Source organism: Dactylosporangium siamense (assembly GCF_016862795.1).
Lineage (GTDB): Bacteria > Actinomycetota > Actinomycetes > Mycobacteriales > Micromonosporaceae > Dactylosporangium > Dactylosporangium siamense.
In genome coordinates this window covers 61624-78891 of record NZ_BONQ01000054.1, presented here as the reverse complement: position 1 = coordinate 78891, position 17268 = coordinate 61624, and the positions used below count along the sequence as shown (strand labels likewise).

Genomic DNA, 17268 nt, shown 5'->3' with positions numbered 1-17268 from the left:
TGGAGGTGACGCGATGCCACACCCCCGCTGGAAACTCAGGCTGGCACTCGCGTTGACGACCGTCCTGACCGGCTCCACCGCCGCCGCGACCCTGGCCGCCCAACCGGCGTCCGCGGCACAGACCATCGGTTACCCCACGTTCAGCGGGCCGGCCGTGCCCGCGCCGCCGGTCGCGATGACGACCGGCAACACGATGCAGGCCATCTTCGACGCGGAGAGCGGCGGCACCGACTACTGGATGGACCGGCTGCTCGCGCGGCCCGGCAACGACCCCGCCGGCACCTGGCTGATGAGCCGCGGCCGGGGCGTGTTCATGAAGACGCACACCCCGGCGACGCTCGGCTTCGGCGGCGACGTCGCCTACTGGGAGAGCATCAACGGCCAGGGCGCGTTCACCGTCACCGCCGGCACCGGCACCTGGACCGAGCAGGTGTCGCAGCGGTGGCAGGCGCCGAGCCACTGGAAGAGCGTGCACACCAACGGATCCCTGCGGATCAACCAGACGAAGTTCATCACCCAGAACAACGTCGCGGTCGACAACCTGGCGATCACCAACACCGGCACCGCGTCGCAGACGATCGCGCTGCGGGTCACCTCGCCCTACGCCACCTCCGGCAGCGGCAACGAGCTGACCGGGCAGGTGAACGTGAAGAACAACCTCACCACCCTCTACCCGCGGCTGTCCGCGGACGGGTTCACCGCCACCAGCGGCGGGCTGAACCGGTCGGTGACGATCGCGGCCGGCGCCACGGTCACGACGAAGGTCCTGCTGGGCTTCGTGGCCAACGAGATCCCGGACTCGCTGACGGAGTACAACACCTACAAGGGTTACAGCGCGGCGACCGCGTTCTCCACCCACGTGCGGGAGTACAACCGCTGGTGGGCCGTCAACGTGCCCTACCTGGACGTGCCGGAACCGGCCATCAAGAAGAACATCTACTACCGCTGGTGGCTGATGCGCTTCAACTACCTCGACGTCGACATCCCCGGGCAGGACTTCCAGTTCCCGGTGTCGGTCGAGGGCGCGCTGGGCTACAACAACGCGATCGCGCTCACCCAGCCGATGCACATCGACGACCTCAAGTACCTGCGCAACGCCGCCTACTCCTACGGTCCGTGGCTGTCCGTCGGGCAGACCTCCAAGGGCGGCAGGTTCATGGACAACCCCGGCGACCCGGAGAACTGGTCCAACAGCTACACGCAGTACATCGCCGAGGCCGCCTGGCGCAGCTATCAGATCCACGGCGGGCAGCCCGCGATCGCCGGGAACCTCGCGAAGTACGCCGAGGGCGACGTGAAGGGCCAGCTGTCCTTCTACGACCACAACAACAACGGCCTCATCGAATACGACTGGGGCGCGCTCACCGGCAACGACGCCGACGCGGTGTCCTTCCACTGGCGCTCCGGCAACATGGACCGGGCCGAGTCCGCGTATGTCTACAGTGGAGCGCTCGCCGCGGTTCAGGCCTACACGGCGATCGGCAACACCACGAAGGCCGCCGAGATGCAGGTGATCGCGGACCGCATCCGCAACGCGATCGTGTCGACGCTGTGGGACTCGACGAACAAGCTCATCGAGCACCGGCACGTGTCCACCAACACGCTGGTGCCGTGGAAGGAAATCAACAACTACTACCCGTACTCGGTCGGCGCGATGCCCAACACCGACGAGTACAAGCAGGCGCTGCGGCTGTTCGCCGACCCCGCCGAGTATCCGGTGTTCCCGTTCTTCACGGCCAACCAGAAGGACAAGGCAGCGGCCGCGGCGGCCGGCTCACCGGGCAGCAACAACTTCTCCACCATCAACTCCACGGTGCAGTTCCGGCTGTACTCCTCGGTGCTGCGCAACTACCCGAACCAGTGGATGTCCACCGAGGACTACAAGAAGCTGCTGTACTGGAACGCCTGGGCGCAGTACATCGGCGGCAGCACCCAGTGGCCGGACGCCAACGAGTTCTGGGCCGACTGGAACGCGGGCACCAAGAACATCGACTACCGGTCCTGGATCCACCACAACATCCTCGGCAGCAGCAACTGGACCGTCATCGAGGACGTGATGGGGCTGCGGCCGCGCAACGACAACCAGGTCGAGCTGAGCCCGCTCAACATCGGCTGGCCCAACTTCGCGGCCAACAACCTGCGCTACCGCAACGCCGACCTCAGCGTCGTGTGGGACGACCCGGCCGACGGCGTGGTCAAGTACAGCGGCATCCCGCAGGGCTACTCCATCTTCGTCAACGGCACCCGCGTGGCGACCGTCGACAAGCTGGTCCGCCTGGTCTGGAACCCCGCCACGGGCGCGGTCACGTTCCCGGCCGGCGGCGGCGCGACGGTCAACTTCAGCGCGGCCTACTCGGGCCTGCAGTCGCCGACCCAGGTGAGCCAGAGCAGCACGCAACTGGTCGACATGTTCAACAAGGCCGGCGTCGACCTGACCTCGACCCTGCCGAACTACGCCCAGGGTGTCGCCACCACCGCGTCCTACACCGCGAGCGGCACGGCCGGCGCGAACGCGGTCGACGGGTTCCCCATCAACGAACCGCTGTGGGGCACCTACGGCTCGCCGAACGCCACCGACTGGCTGGAGCTCAACCTCGGGCAGGCGCGCTCCGTGGACGAGGTGCGGCTGTGGTTCCGCAACGACCGGGCCACCAACCGCTACCGGCAGCCCAGCTCGTACACCGTCCAGTACTACAACGGCAGCGCCTGGGTGAACGTGGCCGGGGCGGTGAAGACACCGGGCACCCCACGGGCCAACTACAACGTGGTCAACTTCACCGGGGTCAACACCACCAGGCTGCGGGTGCAGGTCACCCACGCGTCGGGCTTCAAGACCGGCCTGACCGAGGTGAAGGTCTACAACCGCGGCGGCACGGTGCCACCACCGACGGGCGGCGGCAACCTCGCCACGAGCGCCACCCCGAGCGCGTCGTACACCTCGGCGTGGGAGAGCGTCGCCGCCCTCAACGACGGCATCGACCCGCCGAGCTCCAACGACACGGTCAACCCGCGCTGGGGCACCTGGCCCAACACGGGCGAGCAGTGGGGCCTGCTGACCTGGCCGACCGCGCAGACGCTGAACTCCGCCGACGTCTACTTCTTCGACGACAACGGCGGGGTGCGGCTGCCCGCCTCGTGGAAGCTGCAGTACTGGAACGGCACCGCCTACGTGGACGTCGCCGGCGCCTCGGGCTATCCGCTCGGGATCAACCAGTACAACCACGTGACGTTCACCGCGGTGAGCACCACGAGGCTGCGGGTGCTGCTGCAGAGCGGCACGGCATCGGTCGGGCTCCTCGAAGTCAAAGCGTTCGGTCCGTAGGTATGCACTCCGTTCGAAGGCCCCCGGCGATGCGGGATGTCGCCCACCTCGCCGGGGTGTCCCACCAGACCGTGTCCCGGGTGGTCAACGACCACCCGAGCGTCCGGTCCGAGACCCGGGCCAGGGTCCTCGCGGCGATGCGGGCGCTGGACTACCAGCCCAACGTCGCGGCCAGGACCCTCGCCACCAACCGGTCGCAGACCGTCGGCCTGGTCACCTTCGACACCACGCTGTTCGGGCCGTCGTTCATGGTCCACGCCATCGAACGCGCGGCCCGGGAAGCGGGCTACTTCGTCAGCATCGCGAGCGCCAGGGAGCTGAACGTGCCCTCCGTCACCGAAGCGATCCGCCGGCTGCGGGAACAGGCGGTCGAGGGGATCATCACCCTCGCCCCGGTCGCCGCGGCCTGGACGGCGCTCGGCCGCTCGCTGCTGGACGTGCCGGCGCACGTCCCGATCGTCGGCATGGGCATCGACGTGCACGCGATGCCCGAGGTGCCGATGGTCGCCGTCGACAACGCCGCCGGCGCCGGGCTCGCCACCCGGCACCTGATCGCGCTCGGCCACCGCACCGTGCACCATGTGGCCGGGCCGCCCGAGTGGCCGGAGGCCCGCGAGCGGATGGCCGGCTGGCAGGCCGCGCTCGAGGCGGCCGGGCTGCCGGTGCCACGGGCGCTGCCCGGCGACTGGAGCGCGCGGTCCGGCTACGCCGCCGGCCGCGCGCTCGCCGCGGACCCGGCGGTCACCGCCGTGTTCTGCGGCAACGACCAGATGGCGATCGGTGTGCTGCGCGCCATGCACGAGGCCGGGCGGGCCGTGCCCGGCGCGGTCAGCGTCGTCGGGTTCGACGACATGCCGGAGGCGCCATACCTGCAGCCCCCGCTGACCACCGTCCGGCAGGACTTCGCCGAGCTCGGCCGGCGCAGCATGCACCTGCTCGTCACCCAGATCGCGGCGGGCGTGCGGCAGACCGGGCAACACCGGTCCGCCCCCGACCTCGTCGTGCGTGAAAGCACCTCCGCCCTTGCTTTTTGATAGCGCTCACAAACAATGAGTCGAGGAGGAAGACCTTGAACCGTTTACTGAGCGGCACCGTCGCCGCCACCCTATTGCTGGCGCTCGGCGCCTGCGGATCGGACGAGTCGCCGGCGGCGACCGGTGAGGCCGCGGACAGCGGCGCCACCCTCACCATGTGGACCCGGGCCGCCACCGAGTCCGTGTCGAAGGCCTACGCCGCCGCCTACAACGCCACCCACAAGAACCAGGTCCAAGTCACCGCATACCCGAACGAGGAGTACCCGGCGAAGCTCGCCTCCGCCGCCGGCGCCAAGGCACTGCCGGACCTGTTCGCCTCCGACGTCGTCTTCGCACCCCAGTACGCCTCGCAGGGCCTGTGGCTGGACATCACCGACAAGTTCAACGCGCTGCCGGTCAAGGACAAGGTCGCCCCAGCGCACGTGCGCAACGGCACCTGGAACAAGAAGAACTACGCGGTGCCGCACACCATCGACATGTCGGTGATGCTCTACAACAAGGACCTGTTCACCAAGGCGGGCCTCGACCCGGAGAAGCCGCCGAAGACGCTGACCGAGTTCGCCGCCGCCGCCCGCGCCGTCGACAAGCTCGGCGGCGACATCAACGGCACCTACTTCGGCGGCAACTGCGGCGGCTGCAACGTCTTCACCCTGTGGCCGTCGGTGTGGGCCGCGGGCGGCGACGTGATGAACGCCGACGGCACCGCCTCCACGATCGACTCGAAGGAGATGGCGGAGGTCTTCGCGCTGTACCGCAAGCTCTATGACGAGGGCGTCGCGGCGCCGGCGTCCAAGGACGAGGCCGGCCCGACCTGGCTCGGCGCGCTGCAGAGCGGCAAGATCGGCATCGCCCCGGCGCCGTCGGCGTGGCTCGGCATCATCGAGGAGAAGGCCGCGTTCAAGGTCGGCATCGCACCGATCAGCGGCATCAACGGGGGCGAGTCGACGTTCGTGGGCGGCGACTCGATCGGCATCGGCGCGACCAGCAAGCACGCCGCGCAGGCCTGGGACTTCCTGGCCTGGACCCTCGGCGACGAGGCCCAGGTCGAGGTCGTGGCGAAGGGCAAGGGCGTGCCGACGCGCACCGACCTCGCCTCGAACAAGTACTCCTCGGCCGACCCGCGGGTCGTCACCATCAACAACCTGATGGGCAAGGGCAAGACGCCGTACGCGAAGAACTTCAACGCCACCTACAACGACCCGCAGAGCCCGTGGAACACCGCGTTCCGTGGTGCGTTGTTCGGCGACGCGCAGAAGTCCCTCGGTGACGGCGCCACCGCCCTCACCGCCTCCCTGAAGAAGTAACCCCTCGGCCTGCCCCTGGCAGCAGGGGCAGGCCAACCAACGGAGAGATGATGACGTTGCTGGCGCCAGCGCGACCGACGGTCCTGCCGTCGGCGCCACCGCGAAGGAAACGCAACAAGCAGTGGATCGGCGCCCTCTACGCCGCGCCGACCGCGTTCGTGGTGGGCATGTTCTTCGTCGTGCCGCTCGGGCTGGTCGTGTGGATGTCCCTGCACCACTGGCCGCTGCTCGGCGCGCCGACGCTGAACGCCCCGGAGAACTACGCCGGGCTCGGCGACGACGAGCTGCTGCGCACCGCCGTGTGGTTCACCCTGAAGTACACGGTCGTGGTGACGGTGCTGCTGTTCGCGCTGTCCTTCGGGCTGGCGCTCATGGTCCAGCACCGCCGGCGCGGGGTCGGGCTGCTGCGCACCGCGTTCTTCCTGCCGGCCGCGGTCGGCTTCGCCAGCGCGTCGCTGCTGTTTCTCGGCCTGCTCAGCGACGAGATCGGCCCGGTGAACGACCTGCTGGCCGGGGACGCCTACGTGTCCTGGACCAGCGGCAGCCCGAACACGGCGCTGGGGTCCGCGGTCGTGCTGGTGCTGTGGCGCTTCGCCGGGTTCAACATGCTGATCCTGCTCACCGGCCTGCAGGCGATCCCGCTGGACGTGTACGAGGCGGCCCGGCTGGACGGGGCGACCCGCTTCCAGATCTTCCGCCGGATCACGGTGCCGCTCATGCGCCCGACCATCGCGCTCGTGCTGACCCTCATGATCACCGGGTCGCTGCTCGCCTTCGACCAGTTCTGGATCCTCACCCGCGGCGGTCCCGACAACAGCACCACGTCGCTGGTGATGGTCATCTACCGGGAGGCCTTCATCGAGCTGGACCTCGGCTCCGCGGCGGCCATCTCGGTGGTCCTGCTCGGGGTGCTCGTCGTGTTCAACGCCATCCAGCTCGGCGTGCTGCGCCGCCGATCGCAGTAGGAGTTCACCGTGAAGCTGCGTTCAACGGCGTTCGGCGTGACCGGCGCCGCCCTCGCCATCCTGTTCCTGTTCCCGCTGCTGTGGAGCGCCTGGGCGTCGACGCGCACCCCGACCGGCTTCGGCCTGGAGAACTACCGGCGGCTGTTCACCTCCGACAACGGCATCCGCGTCGAGCACGTCGTCAACAGTCTCACCGTGTGCGCGCTCACCGTCGGTGGCACGCTGCTGGTCGCCACCCTGGGCGGCTACGCCTTCGGCCGGTTCACGTTCCCCGGCAAGAACGCCCTGTTCCTGCTCACCCTCGCGATCCTGATGGTGCCCTACGCGACCATCCTCATCGCCCTCTACGTGCTGCTGGAGTGGATCGGCCTGCAGGACTCGCTGCTCGGGCTCAGCCTGGTGCTCATCATGTTCCAGCTGCCGTTCTCGATCTTCATGATGCGCAACGCGTTCGAGGCGATCCCGAAGGAGCTGGAGGAGTCCGCGCTCATCGACGGGTGCACCAGCTTCGGCGCGCTCACCCGCATCATGCTGCACGCCGTGCGACCCGGTCTGATCACCGTCGGGCTGTTCGCCTTCCTCACCTCGTGGAGCGAGTTCTTCGCCCCGCTGATCCTGCTCAACTCCACGTCCAAGTTCACCGTCATGCTCGCCGTGGTCAACATGCGCACCGCCTCGTTCGGCGCGATCGACTACGCGGCGCTCGAGGCCGGCGTCACGTTCATGGCGGTGCCCTGCCTGCTGCTCTTCCTGGTCCTGCAACGCAGCTACGTCCGGGGCTTCATGTCGGGCGCGCTGCGCGGCTGAACGTCGGTTCCACCTGAGCGGACCGTCCACCTGGGACGGTCCGCGGACACCCTGCACCTCCGATACCCCGACTGCCCTCAGGAGGCACCATGTCCTCACCACCGGTGACCCGCCGCACCGTGCTGCGGACCACCGCCGTCGCCGGCGCTTTTTCTGCAGCGTCGCCGCTCTTCATGGCCGAGCCGGCCGCAGCAGCGCGGCCCGATGCCGGCGTCTCCGCCTACGCGTTCCCGCTCGCCGCGGTGCAACTGCTCAGCAGCCCGTTCAGCGCCGCCGCCGGGCGCATCCACTCCTACCTGCTGTTCCTGGACAACGACCGGCTGCTGCACACGTTCCGCCTCAACGTGGGCCTGGCCTCGTCCGCCACCCCCTGCGGCGGCTGGGAGTCCCCGACCACCGAGCTGCGCGGGCACTCCACCGGGCACATCCTGTCCGCGCTCGCCCAGGCCTACGCCAGCACCGGCAACACCGCCTTCAAGACCAAGGGCGACCAGCTCGTCACCGTCCTCGCCCAGTGCCAGTCCCGGGCCGTCACCGCAGGCTACAACACCGGCTACCTCAGCGCCTTCCCGGAAAGTTTCATCGACCGGGTCGAGGCCCGCCAGGCGGTGTGGGCGCCCTACTACACGCTGCACAAGCTCTTCGCCGGCCTGCTCGACATGCACCTGCTGGCCGGCAACGCCCAGGCGCTGACCGTGCTCACCGGCATGGCCGCGTGGGTCAAGTTCCGCAACGACCGGCTGACCCAGACCCAACGGCAGAACATGCTCGACACCGAGTTCGGCGGGATGAACGAGGTCCTCACCAACCTCTACCAGCTGACCGGCAACGCCGCGCACCTGGCCGCGGCGCAGCAGTTCGACCACGCCGAGATCTTCGACCCCCTGGCCGCGAACACCGACAACCTGAACAACTACCACGCCAACACCCAGATCCCGAAGGTCATCGGCGCGATCCGCGAATACCACGCGACCGGCACCACCCGGTATCGCGACATCGCCGTCAACTTCTGGGACATCGTGACCCGGCGGCACACGTACGCCATCGGCGGCAACTCCAACGGCGAGTACTTCAAGGCACCGGACCGCATCGCCAGCGAACTGTCCGACACCACCGCCGAGTGCTGCAACTCCCACAACATGCTGAAGCTGACCCGGCAGCTGTTCTTCACCGACCCGTCCAGGGTGGACTACCTCGACTACTACGAGAAGGCGCTCTACAACCACATCCTGGCCTCGCAGGACCCGAACTCCGCGCACGGCTTCCAGTGCTACTACGTGCCGCTGCGGGCCGGCGGCATCAAGACCTACAGCAACGACTACAACAGTTTCGTCTGCTGCCACGGCACCGGCATGGAGAGCAGCACCAAGTTCGGCGACAGCATCTACTTCCACGACGGCGCCGGCACCCTCTACGTCAACCTGTTCATCCCGTCGGTGCTGACCTGGTCCGCGCGCGGCGTCACGATCCGGCAGGAGACCGGGTTCCCGGAGGCCGCCGCGACGAAGCTGACGGTCACCGGCTCCGGCACGTTCACCGTGAAGGTGCGCATCCCGTCGTGGGCTTCTTCGGCGACGGTCCGCGTCAACGGCACCGTTTTCGTGAGTCCGGCGCCGGGCACGTTCGCCACGATCAACCGCACCTGGGCCTCCGGCGACGTCGTCGACGTGACCCTGCCGATGGCGTTGACCCGCGAGGCGACCAACGACAACAGCAGCGTCCAGGCGGTGAAGGTCGGCCCGATCGTCCTCGGTGGACTGTTCGGCACCAGCAACCTCAGCGCCCTGCCGGTGCTGAACCCGTCGTCGCTGACCGCGACGTCGACCCCGCTGCAGTACACGGCCGGCGGAGTGACCCTCCAGCCGTTCTACAAGGTGCACGGCCAGCGCTACAGCGTCTACTGGTCGGTCAACAGCACCCCGCCGCTGCCGCTGTTCGTCGCGCAGTACCTGTTCGACGGCAACGGCAACGACGCCACCGGCAACGGCCGCACCGCCACGGTCGTCAACGGCACCTACGTCACCGGCCGCACCGGCAGCGCGGTGAACCTCAACGGCTCAAACGGTTACGTGGCGTTGCCGGCGGGCATCCTGGCCGGCGCCACGAACTTCTCCATCGCCCTGTGGGTGCGGGTGGACGTGCTCGCGAACTGGGCCCGCGTCTTCGATTTCGGCAGTGGTACCGGCGTCAACATGTTCCTCACGGCGCGATCCGGTTCCGGCACGGCCCGCTTCGCCATCACCGCCACCGGGGCCGGCGGCGAACAGCGCATCGACGCCCCCGCGGCCCTGCCCGCCGGGGCGTGGACGCACGTCGCGGTCACCCGCAACGGCAACCTCGGCGTGCTCTACGTCAACGGCGCCGAGGTCGCCCGCAACACCGCACTGACGACCAGCCCGGCCAACCTGGGCTCCACCACCCAGAACTGGGTCGGCCGGTCCCAGTACGCCGACCCGTACCTCGACGGGGCGGTCGACAGCCTCCGCATCTACAGCCGCGCGTTGACCGCCACCGAGGTCGCGGACTTCGCCTCCAACGGGACCTGAGGGGTTTTGATGCTGCATCGACACGTCGTGCTCGCCCTGCTCGTCGCGGTGGGCGTACCGATCCTCGCCCCACCGGCGGCCTCGGCCGCACCCGTCACCTTCACCAGCACCGTCGTCAACCGCTCCAGCAGCCAGTGCGCCAACGTTCCCAACGGCGCGCCCACCAACGTCCTGCAGCTGGTCCAGGCCGCCTGTAACGGTGCCACCAGCCAGAACTTCACGTTCGTGCCGGTGGCGAACACCACCGACACCTATACCGTCAACACGCTCACGTCGGGCTCCTGCGTCGACGTGACCGGCCGCTCCACCGCGGACAACGCGACGATCATCCAGTACACCTGCAACGGCCAGACCAACCAGCAGTTCCGGCTGTCAGCGGTAACGATTTCGGGCGTCACCAACACCTTCAACCTCGTGGGTGTCCAGTCGGGCAAGTGCATCACCGCGGGATCCGCGGGTCTCGTGCAGCTGACGTGCTCGACCGGGTCGGACCGGGTGTGGCGGCTGCCGAACTTCAACGGCGGCACCACGCCTCCTACCGGCCGCACGTTCACCAACCCGCTCGACCCGCAGGGCCCCGACCCGTGGCTCACCTACTACAGCGGCTACTACTACCTCGCGTCGACCACCTGGAACCGCACCATCACGATGCGCAAGAGCGCGACCCTGGGCGGCCTGGCCACCGCGCCGGAGACGGTCATCTTCAACCTGACCCGGCCCAACGGCGCGGGCACCATGTGGGCACCGGAGTTCCACCTGCTCAACGGTCCCAACGGGCAGCGGTGGTACTTCTACTACACGGCCGGACAGGAGCCGTACAACCTCGGCACGCAACGCATCCACGTCCTGGAGAGTGCCGGACTCGACCCGATGGGCCCCTACACGTTCAAGGCCGACCTGCTCGACCCGACGGCTGACAACACCTGGGAGCTCGACCCGAGCATCCTGCAGCTCAACGGCCAGCTGTACCTGCTCGGCACCTTCTACAACGGCTCCCAGCCGATGTTCATCCGGCCGCTGTCGAATCCGTGGACGGCCAGCGGCACCCGCCGCATCCTGTCCACGCCCACCTACAGCTGGGAGACGGTCGGCGGCGCCGTCAACGAGGGCGCCGAGGTCCTGCAGCGCAACGGCAAGACCTTCATCGTCTACTCCGCCAGCCACTGCTCGACCCCGGACTACAAGCTCGGCATGCTCACCTGGAACGGCGGCGACCCGCTCAGCTCGTCGTCGTGGGTGAAGTCCCCGAACCCGGTGTTCCAGCGCTCCAACGCCAACTCGGTCTACGCCCCCGGCCACAACGGCTTCTTCAAGTCGCCCGACGGCACCGAGGACTGGATCGTGTACCACGCCAACAGCTCCACCAGCGGCGGCTGCGACATGAACCGCAGCACCCGCGCCCAGAAGTTCACCTGGAACGCCGACGGCACCCCGAACTTCGGCGTCCCGGTCGCTCTCGGCACGCAGCTCGCCGTCCCCTCCGGGGAACCCGCCTCCTGATCCTGCACCGGTGCGCCCGGACCCGTCCGGGCGCACCGGTCAGACCGGCAGCGCCCCCTTGCCCAGCCCCTTGATCGAGGCGCGGACCTTCTTGCCCGGGCTCAGCAGGGCGAAGCAGCGCTGGTGCCGCTCACCGGACTCCCATTGCAACTTGTCGAAGCGGTCCCAGGTGATGCCCATCTCGGGGCGGGAGTCGAGCTGGGCATCGGTCAGGCCGACGAACCTGGCCACGGCGGCCCAGCAGGCGTCGCTCGACCAGTCGTGCAGCACCTTGTCGTCGGGCAACGGCCCGGCGTTGCCGACCCCCACCTGGATGGTGCCGACGAACTCGGCCTCGTGCGGCTGCGCGCAGTCGATCGGGGTCAGCGCCTGCAGCCGGTCCCACCAGCCGTCCTTGTCCGTGGTGCCGTTGACGTCCAGGCAGTGCATCGCCTTCGGCGCGTTCCCGGCGAGGGAGCCTTTCAGCGAGCTGGTGGACAGGCCGACCCGGCCGTAGGCGTCGCTCAACGAGTACACCGAGCAGACGTCCGTTTCCCCGTTTGCGTTCCACCGGACAGTGGAGGCCATGACTGTCTGCTGCGCGGGTCCCGTTGTCAACGCCCTTACGGCCGCCTTTGGTCTGCCGACTTCGTCACACCTCCGGGTCGGCGGCCCGCATCCGGTACACCTTCGAGTCACGCAGCTGGAAACCGAGCCGCTCGTACAGCCGGTTCGCCGCGACGCGCGAGGGTCGAGACGTCAGGTCGACGGTCCGGGCGCCCTCGGCCCGCGCCAGCCGGACGGCCTCCTGGGTCAGGGCCACCCCCACGCCCTGACCGCGCGCCGCCTCGTCGACGACCACGTCCTCGATCCAGGCCCGTAGCCCGGTCGGGATCGGGAACACCACCAGCGTCAACGCGCCGACGATGGGCCCGTCCACCCGGGCGATCAGCTGACGGTTGCCCGGCCACGCCAGCAGCGCCCGCAACGCCTCCGCGTCGAGAGGTTCGGCGGAGCGTGACAGCTGCGGCAGCAGCCGGCCGAACGCCTGCACCACCTCGTCGGTAACTTCCCGCACAATCTCGACGGCAACCCCCATGCCCGCGACTCTATCCATGCGCCAGGTTCCCGTCGCGGCGGGTGAGTCAGTGCTGTCGACGGAGTGAGCGCAGGGCGGGCACGGCGGCGGTCACCGCCAGGGCCCACAGGACCAGGAGCGGCTGGAAGAGCAGCCGGACTGCGCGTTTTGTGTCCGTGTCCAGGCCGAAGCCGTCCTTGTGCTCCAGGAACTGTGCGACGTTGCCGGGGAAGACGGCGATGAAGAACACCGCGGTGACCGCGCCGACGAGGCCGCGTGCCGGTTGCCGCCACGTGGCGAGCAGGGCCAGCCCGAGGCAGAGCTCGACAATGCCGGAAGCGACGACGACGAAGTCCGCGTCCAGGGGGAGCCACGACGGCACCTGTGCCTGGAACTCCGAGCGGGCGACGGTCAGGTGGGCGGTGCCGGCGCCCAGGAGGAACGCGCCGAGCACCACCTGGCCCGCAAGGGTCGCCGCTCGGGTGGGCGTCACGCGGTGCCTCTTCTCGTCGTGAGGTGCTGGAGGACGGTGGCGCGGAGCTCGCCGGTCGGCCGGGTGCCGTCGAGGACCAGGTGCGCGTGCCGCCGGGCCGGGGCGATGTGCCGGACGAACGCGGCGTGCCCGTGCTCAAGGTAGCCGCGCAGGACCAGGCCGGCGTCGCGACCCTCGCCGATCTTGCGCAGCGTCTTGCGGGCGATGCTGATGTCGGGGGGCGTGTCGACGAACACCGTCCACCGGGCCGTGGCGCGCACCGCGTCCAGGGTGAGGGCGAAGATGCCCTCCACGATGACCAGGTCGGCGTCCGGGCAGGCGGCGAGGCGGTGCCGGACCAGGGCGATGTCGATCGAGGCCGGGTCGCTGAAGTTGACGACGCGGCCGGGGCCGTCGTAGCGGGGGACGCTCGGGGCCCGGTCGGGATCGGTGTGGTAGCAGTCGTCGAGACTGACGACCGGCGCGTCCAGGGCGGCGGCGAGGGTGCTCTTGCCGGACCCGGCGGCACCGGCGATGGCGAGGACCGGAGACACCTGGTGACTATCCCAGCAGTACAGTCCCGGCACGACCTTGGGAGGGACGACATGGCGGAGGACGCCCGCAAGAAACTCGCCGTCTGGCGGATCGTGGCGCTGGTGGGGCTGGTCGGCAACGCCGCGGGGATCCTTGGTGATGTGCCGATCCTGACGCTGATCTTCGCGCCGGTGACGATGGTCGGGGCGGTCGGGCTGCTGATCGCCAACAACAAGGTGAAGCAGGCCGGGCGGAGGCGGTAGCGCGCAGGCAACCGGATGTGGGGCGCCGTACGTGTCTAACCCGATGATGATGCGAATCCTGCGGCGCGGCGGGCGGCGTGAACACGACGAGGAGTTCGTCGCGTACTACGCCGCCCGGGCGGGCCACCTGCGCAACACCGCGTTCCTGCTCTGCGGCGACTGGCACCTCGCCGAGGATCTGACGCAGACGGCGTTCACGAAGCTGTACCGGGCGTGGACGCGGATCGACCGGCACGACGTGCTCGACCAGTATGCCCGCCGGGTGCTGCTGCGTGCGTTCCTCGACGAGGGCCGGCGGCCGTGGCGGCGGGAGCGACCGACCCACGACGACGAGGCGCTCGACACGGTGGCGCCGGAGCAGCCCGAGCAGCGTGGGGTCGAGGAGCGGCAGGTGCTCAAGACCGCGCTGCTGCGCATCCCGAAGGGGCGGCGGGCGGTGCTCGTCCTGCGGTTCTGGGCGGATCTGTCGGTCGAGCAGGTCGCCGAGGTCCTCGGCTGCTCGCCGGGCACCGTCAAGAGCCAGACCGCCCGCGGCCTCGACAACCTGCGCGAGGTGCTCGGCGACAACCTCAAGCCCACCATTCCGGGAGGACAACCGTGAACGACGTCAAGCACCTGTGCGAGGTCGCCCTCGACGTGGACGCGCCGCCGCTGCGCGAGGCGGAGCAGGTCCTCGCGCTCGCGTCGCGGGCCGCCGCTCGTCGCGACCGGGTCGTTGCCGCGTCCGTCGGGCTCGCCGGCGTGACCGTGGTCGCGGCGCTGGTCACCCCCGCCCTGCTGCCGTCCCGGCCGCCCGCGGTGTCGGCGCCCGCGGTGGTCGCCGAGCCACCGAAGGCACCTGTGAGTGTTTCGGCTGCGGTGTCGGTACCCCCGGCGAACGTCCCCGCCACCCGGGACCGAGTGGTCTACGACCTGCTGGTGGCGGCGCTGCCGGCCGGCTACGAGGGGCGCAGCAGGTATCCGTTCGCCGACCCGTCGCAGCCGGCGGTCCGCCTCGACCAGACCCCGTCGGCGGGCGCGCTGCGCATCTTCATGACCGCGAACGTGCTGGTCTCCGACGGGCGCGGCGAGGGCCAGCTGTGGGCCGCGGTCCTCGGCGACGGCACAACGGGCCCGACCGACGACCCGTGTGCGCTGCCCGGGGTGGGCCGCGAGTGCCGCGTCATCAACGTCGCCGGGGTGCCGGTCGCGGTCTGGCACGAGGACGACGGGCAGGGCGGGGACACGCTCGTCGCCCGCCGCCAGATGCAGGGCTGGTACCTCATGGTTGTCGCCCAGCGCAGCGTCCCCGTGTACGGCGCCGACACCACCCTGCCACCGGACGCCGTCGGCGGGCAGCTGGAGAACGCGGTCAAGCGCCCGCCCCTCGCCGACTGGTTCATCGACGCGGACCGGCTCGCCGCGCTGGCCGGCAACCCCGCGATGCTGCCCTGACATCCACGGCCACGGTGCCGGCGCCGCCCGGTACCGTGGCCGCCATGGGGGAGACTGCGCCGTGCGGCTGCGGCGGGACCCGCCAGGTCTCCGTCTCGGAGTTCGCCGCCGGCGATCGCCATGAGTGGGGCGTCTTCGTGCACTGTGCCGGCTGCGGTCACACGACCCAGGAGTGCGGCGACGGCGAGCTGCACCCCAGACTCCGCGCGGCGATCATCGCCGAGTTCGGCCTGGCACGGCTGCGCGCCGACCCGGAGGTCAACCGGCCGCTGCGGGTCCGGCTGCTCGCCGTGCTGCGCCGCGACGGCCTGACCCTCGCAGCGGCCGCCGGCGCCTACGCGCTGTTGACGGGCGACGGACTCACCGGCACGCCCGTCGAGATGGAGCTGCTCGGGAAGCGGTTGACCGCTGCGGGCGGCACGGTGACCGTCGAGGCGGTGTGACCGGGTCAGGCCAGCTGGGGGTACACCACCCGGAGGTCGGCGGCCAGCGCGGCCTTCGCGCCGGTGGCGGCGTCGTCGACGAGGATCTCCAGGTCGCCGCGGGCGACACCGTCCACCACGGCGGTCGCGACGAACGCCGGGTCGAGCTTCGGGATCTCCCAGCGGGTCATCATGTCGGTGTCGGCGGCGCCCAGGTGCACGGCGCTGACCTGGGTGCCCTGCTTCGCGAGCTCGAGGCGCACGCCGTTGGTGAGGCTCCACTGGGCCGCCTTCGCCGCGCTGTACGACGTCGCGTCCAGGAACGTGACCCACGACAGCACCGACAGCAGGTTGACGATGGCGCCGCCGCCGTTTCCGGCCAGGATCGGGGCGAACGCGCGGACCATCCGCAGCGTGCCGAAGAAGTGGGTGTCCATCTCCAGGCGGATGCTGTCCAGGTCGCCGTCGACGAGGTTGGAGAAGGTCGCCACGCCGGCGTTGTTGACCAGCAGCGTGACGTCCCCGGCGGCCTCGGCGGCGGCCCGCACGGACGCGGCGTCGGTGACGTCGAGCGGCAGCACGGTCGCGCCCGGTAGGTCGACGGTTCTCGGGTCGCGGGCGGTCGCGTACACCGTGGCGCCACGGGCCAGCAGCTCGCGGGCGATGTGCAGGCCGAGGCCCCGGTTGGCGCCGGTGACCAGTGCGACAGATCCGTCGATCTCCATACGGTTACCTCCTGAGGTGATCCGGTTACCGTATGGCATCGATCACCTGGGCGGTTCAGCCGCGCGGACGGGTTCAAACGGCCGCGCGGGCGCTGGGCATCTCCCACGGCGTCTGGGGGAGCACGTCGCCGGTCTCGAGCAGGGACTTGAGGTTGGACAGGACCGCCGGCCAGCCGCTGGAGACGCTGGTGTAGGTGTCCAGGTCGCCGAGGCGTTCGTGGGTCACGGTGAGCCGCACGATGTCGTGGTGCGGCTCGACCAGGAAGGTGACGACCGACGGGTCCTGCTCCCCGCCGCTTTCGAAGGTGATGCTCAGCCGCGTCGGCGGCTCGGCGACGAGCACCGTGCCGACGCCGTCGTTGACGCCCGATCCGTCGGTGCGCCGGTGCTCCCAGGATGAGCCCTGCTGCCAGTCGGAGATGTTGGCGTGGCCCCAGAACCGCGCGGTGAGGTCGGCGTCGGTCAACGCCCGCCAGACCTGCTCGGCGGTCGCGTGGATGTAGGTGACGTACACGTACGTCGGCACGGATGCCATGGCGTGCTCCTCTGCTTGCCGTTTGATGCTGCTGAGTGCCCGTAGCCGGGGCAGGTCGAAGCCGGAGATCCAGCGCTCCTCGATCTCGTGGATCGGCGCCGGGTTCAGGTAGTGCAGGCGCTCCCGCCCTCGCCGCACGACGGTGACGAGGTTCGCCGCCACGAGCAGGTCGAGATGCTGGGTGGCCGACTGTCGGGCCATGGCGAGGTGCTCGCACAGCTCGCGCAGCGTCTGACCGTTGCGGTCGCGGAGCCGGTCGAGCAGGAGCCGCCTGGTCGGGTCGGCCAGGGCCTTGAAGACCTCGATCTCGCCCACACCCCATTATGCAGGCATCTGCCTGCATAATGT

Annotated in this window: 17 protein-coding genes; 11 read left to right on the top strand and 6 right to left on the bottom strand. The window is 69.7% G+C overall.

The annotated features are described in order from the left end of the window. The first annotated feature begins 13 nt into the window (after positions 1–13). The 7 genes from Dsi01nite_RS18490 (at position 14) to Dsi01nite_RS18460 (ending at position 11478) form a co-directional block, all read left to right on the top strand. The gene (locus Dsi01nite_RS18490) at positions 14–3322 is read left to right on the top strand and encodes a discoidin domain-containing protein (RefSeq protein WP_239135984.1); all 3309 of its coding nucleotides are present in this window, start codon (positions 14–16) and stop codon (positions 3320–3322) included. Positions 3323–3351: 29 nt separating this feature from the next. Next, positions 3352–4356: a LacI family DNA-binding transcriptional regulator gene (locus tag Dsi01nite_RS18485; protein WP_203847413.1), complete on the top strand. Its 1005-nt coding sequence runs from the start codon at positions 3352–3354 to the stop codon at positions 4354–4356. Positions 4357–4391: 35 nt separating this feature from the next. Then, a complete protein-coding gene (locus Dsi01nite_RS18480; protein ID WP_203847412.1) occupies positions 4392–5660 on the top strand; it encodes an ABC transporter substrate-binding protein in 1269 nt (422 codons plus the stop codon). A 50-nt stretch (positions 5661–5710) separates the two neighbouring features. Then, positions 5711–6625 carry a carbohydrate ABC transporter permease gene (locus Dsi01nite_RS18475; RefSeq protein WP_203847411.1) on the top strand — a complete coding sequence of 305 codons (915 nt, stop codon included), beginning with the start codon at positions 5711–5713 and terminating at the stop codon, positions 6623–6625. A gap of 9 nt (positions 6626–6634) precedes the next feature. Further along, positions 6635–7432: a carbohydrate ABC transporter permease gene (locus tag Dsi01nite_RS18470; RefSeq protein WP_239135983.1), complete on the top strand. Its 798-nt coding sequence runs from the start codon at positions 6635–6637 to the stop codon at positions 7430–7432. 89 nt (positions 7433–7521) lie between these two features. Next, positions 7522–9978: a glycoside hydrolase family 127 protein gene (locus Dsi01nite_RS18465; RefSeq protein ID WP_203847410.1), complete on the top strand. Its 2457-nt coding sequence runs from the start codon at positions 7522–7524 to the stop codon at positions 9976–9978. Positions 9979–9987: 9 nt separating this feature from the next. Further along, positions 9988–11478: a family 43 glycosylhydrolase gene (locus Dsi01nite_RS18460; protein WP_203847409.1), complete on the top strand. Its 1491-nt coding sequence runs from the start codon at positions 9988–9990 to the stop codon at positions 11476–11478. A gap of 39 nt (positions 11479–11517) precedes the next feature. Here the strand turns inward: Dsi01nite_RS18460 and Dsi01nite_RS18455 are convergent, their stop codons facing one another. The 4 genes from Dsi01nite_RS18455 to Dsi01nite_RS18440 all read right to left on the bottom strand — a co-directional run bounded on the left by Dsi01nite_RS18455 (position 11518) and on the right by Dsi01nite_RS18440 (position 13561). Then, positions 11518–12045 carry a septum formation family protein gene (locus tag Dsi01nite_RS18455; RefSeq protein WP_203847408.1) on the bottom strand — a complete coding sequence of 176 codons (528 nt, stop codon included), beginning with the start codon at positions 12043–12045 and terminating at the stop codon, positions 11518–11520. Positions 12046–12109: 64 nt separating this feature from the next. Next, on the bottom strand, positions 12110–12556 hold the full coding sequence (locus Dsi01nite_RS18450; protein WP_203847407.1) for a GNAT family N-acetyltransferase: 447 nt from the start codon (positions 12554–12556) through the stop codon (positions 12110–12112). Between the two features lie 46 nt (positions 12557–12602). Next, positions 12603–13028 carry a DoxX family protein gene (locus Dsi01nite_RS18445; RefSeq protein WP_203847406.1) on the bottom strand — a complete coding sequence of 142 codons (426 nt, stop codon included), beginning with the start codon at positions 13026–13028 and terminating at the stop codon, positions 12603–12605. Next, a complete protein-coding gene (locus tag Dsi01nite_RS18440) occupies positions 13025–13561 on the bottom strand; it encodes a uridine kinase family protein (RefSeq protein WP_203847405.1) in 537 nt (178 codons plus the stop codon). Before Dsi01nite_RS18440 ends, Dsi01nite_RS18445 begins: the two co-directional genes overlap by 4 nt. A 51-nt stretch (positions 13562–13612) precedes the next feature. Here Dsi01nite_RS18440 and Dsi01nite_RS18435 point away from each other — a divergent pair, with 51 nt between their 5' ends. The 4 genes from Dsi01nite_RS18435 to Dsi01nite_RS18420 are packed head-to-tail and all read left to right on the top strand — an operon-like array spanning position 13613 to position 15681. After that, on the top strand, positions 13613–13804 hold the full coding sequence (locus tag Dsi01nite_RS18435) for a hypothetical protein (protein WP_203847404.1): 192 nt from the start codon (positions 13613–13615) through the stop codon (positions 13802–13804). 43 nt (positions 13805–13847) lie between these two features. After that, on the top strand, positions 13848–14405 hold the full coding sequence (locus tag Dsi01nite_RS18430) for a SigE family RNA polymerase sigma factor (RefSeq protein WP_239135982.1): 558 nt from the start codon (positions 13848–13850) through the stop codon (positions 14403–14405). Then, the gene (locus Dsi01nite_RS18425; protein WP_203847403.1) at positions 14402–15238 is read left to right on the top strand and encodes a hypothetical protein; all 837 of its coding nucleotides are present in this window, start codon (positions 14402–14404) and stop codon (positions 15236–15238) included. The genes Dsi01nite_RS18430 and Dsi01nite_RS18425 overlap by 4 nt, the downstream gene beginning before the upstream one ends. Positions 15239–15282: 44 nt before the next feature. Next, on the top strand, positions 15283–15681 hold the full coding sequence (locus Dsi01nite_RS18420) for a hypothetical protein (RefSeq protein WP_203847402.1): 399 nt from the start codon (positions 15283–15285) through the stop codon (positions 15679–15681). Between the two features lie 5 nt (positions 15682–15686). Here Dsi01nite_RS18420 and Dsi01nite_RS18415 read toward each other — a convergent pair whose 3' ends face one another. Then, positions 15687–16385 (bottom strand): SDR family oxidoreductase, encoded by a 699-nt coding sequence (locus tag Dsi01nite_RS18415; RefSeq protein WP_203847401.1) that lies wholly within the window; start codon positions 16383–16385, stop codon positions 15687–15689. Between the two features lie 73 nt (positions 16386–16458). Further along, positions 16459–17235 carry an ArsR/SmtB family transcription factor gene (locus Dsi01nite_RS18410; RefSeq protein ID WP_203847400.1) on the bottom strand — a complete coding sequence of 259 codons (777 nt, stop codon included), beginning with the start codon at positions 17233–17235 and terminating at the stop codon, positions 16459–16461. Positions 17236–17268 lie beyond the last annotated feature (33 nt).

What these genes read in the sequence shown, in the direction of transcription:
- Dsi01nite_RS18430 (WP_239135982.1), top strand. Translation starts at nt 13,848, where the DNA reads ATGATGATGCGAATCCTGCGGCGCGGCGGGCGGCGTGAACACGACGAG.
- Dsi01nite_RS18475 (WP_203847411.1), top strand. Translation starts at nt 5,711, where the DNA reads ATGACGTTGCTGGCGCCAGCGCGACCGACGGTCCTGCCGTCGGCGCCA.
- Dsi01nite_RS18460 (WP_203847409.1), top strand. Translation starts at nt 9,988, where the DNA reads ATGCTGCATCGACACGTCGTGCTCGCCCTGCTCGTCGCGGTGGGCGTA.
- Dsi01nite_RS18420 (WP_203847402.1), top strand. Translation starts at nt 15,283, where the DNA reads ATGGGGGAGACTGCGCCGTGCGGCTGCGGCGGGACCCGCCAGGTCTCC.
- Dsi01nite_RS18455 (WP_203847408.1), bottom strand. Translation starts at nt 12,045, where the DNA reads ATGGCCTCCACTGTCCGGTGGAACGCAAACGGGGAAACGGACGTCTGC.
- Dsi01nite_RS18435 (WP_203847404.1), top strand. Translation starts at nt 13,613, where the DNA reads ATGGCGGAGGACGCCCGCAAGAAACTCGCCGTCTGGCGGATCGTGGCG.
- Dsi01nite_RS18490 (WP_239135984.1), top strand. Translation starts at nt 14, where the DNA reads ATGCCACACCCCCGCTGGAAACTCAGGCTGGCACTCGCGTTGACGACC.
- Dsi01nite_RS18450 (WP_203847407.1), bottom strand. Translation starts at nt 12,556, where the DNA reads ATGGGGGTTGCCGTCGAGATTGTGCGGGAAGTTACCGACGAGGTGGTG.
- Dsi01nite_RS18465 (WP_203847410.1), top strand. Translation starts at nt 7,522, where the DNA reads ATGTCCTCACCACCGGTGACCCGCCGCACCGTGCTGCGGACCACCGCC.
- Dsi01nite_RS18415 (WP_203847401.1), bottom strand. Translation starts at nt 16,385, where the DNA reads ATGGAGATCGACGGATCTGTCGCACTGGTCACCGGCGCCAACCGGGGC.
- Dsi01nite_RS18485 (WP_203847413.1), top strand. Translation starts at nt 3,352, where the DNA reads ATGCGGGATGTCGCCCACCTCGCCGGGGTGTCCCACCAGACCGTGTCC.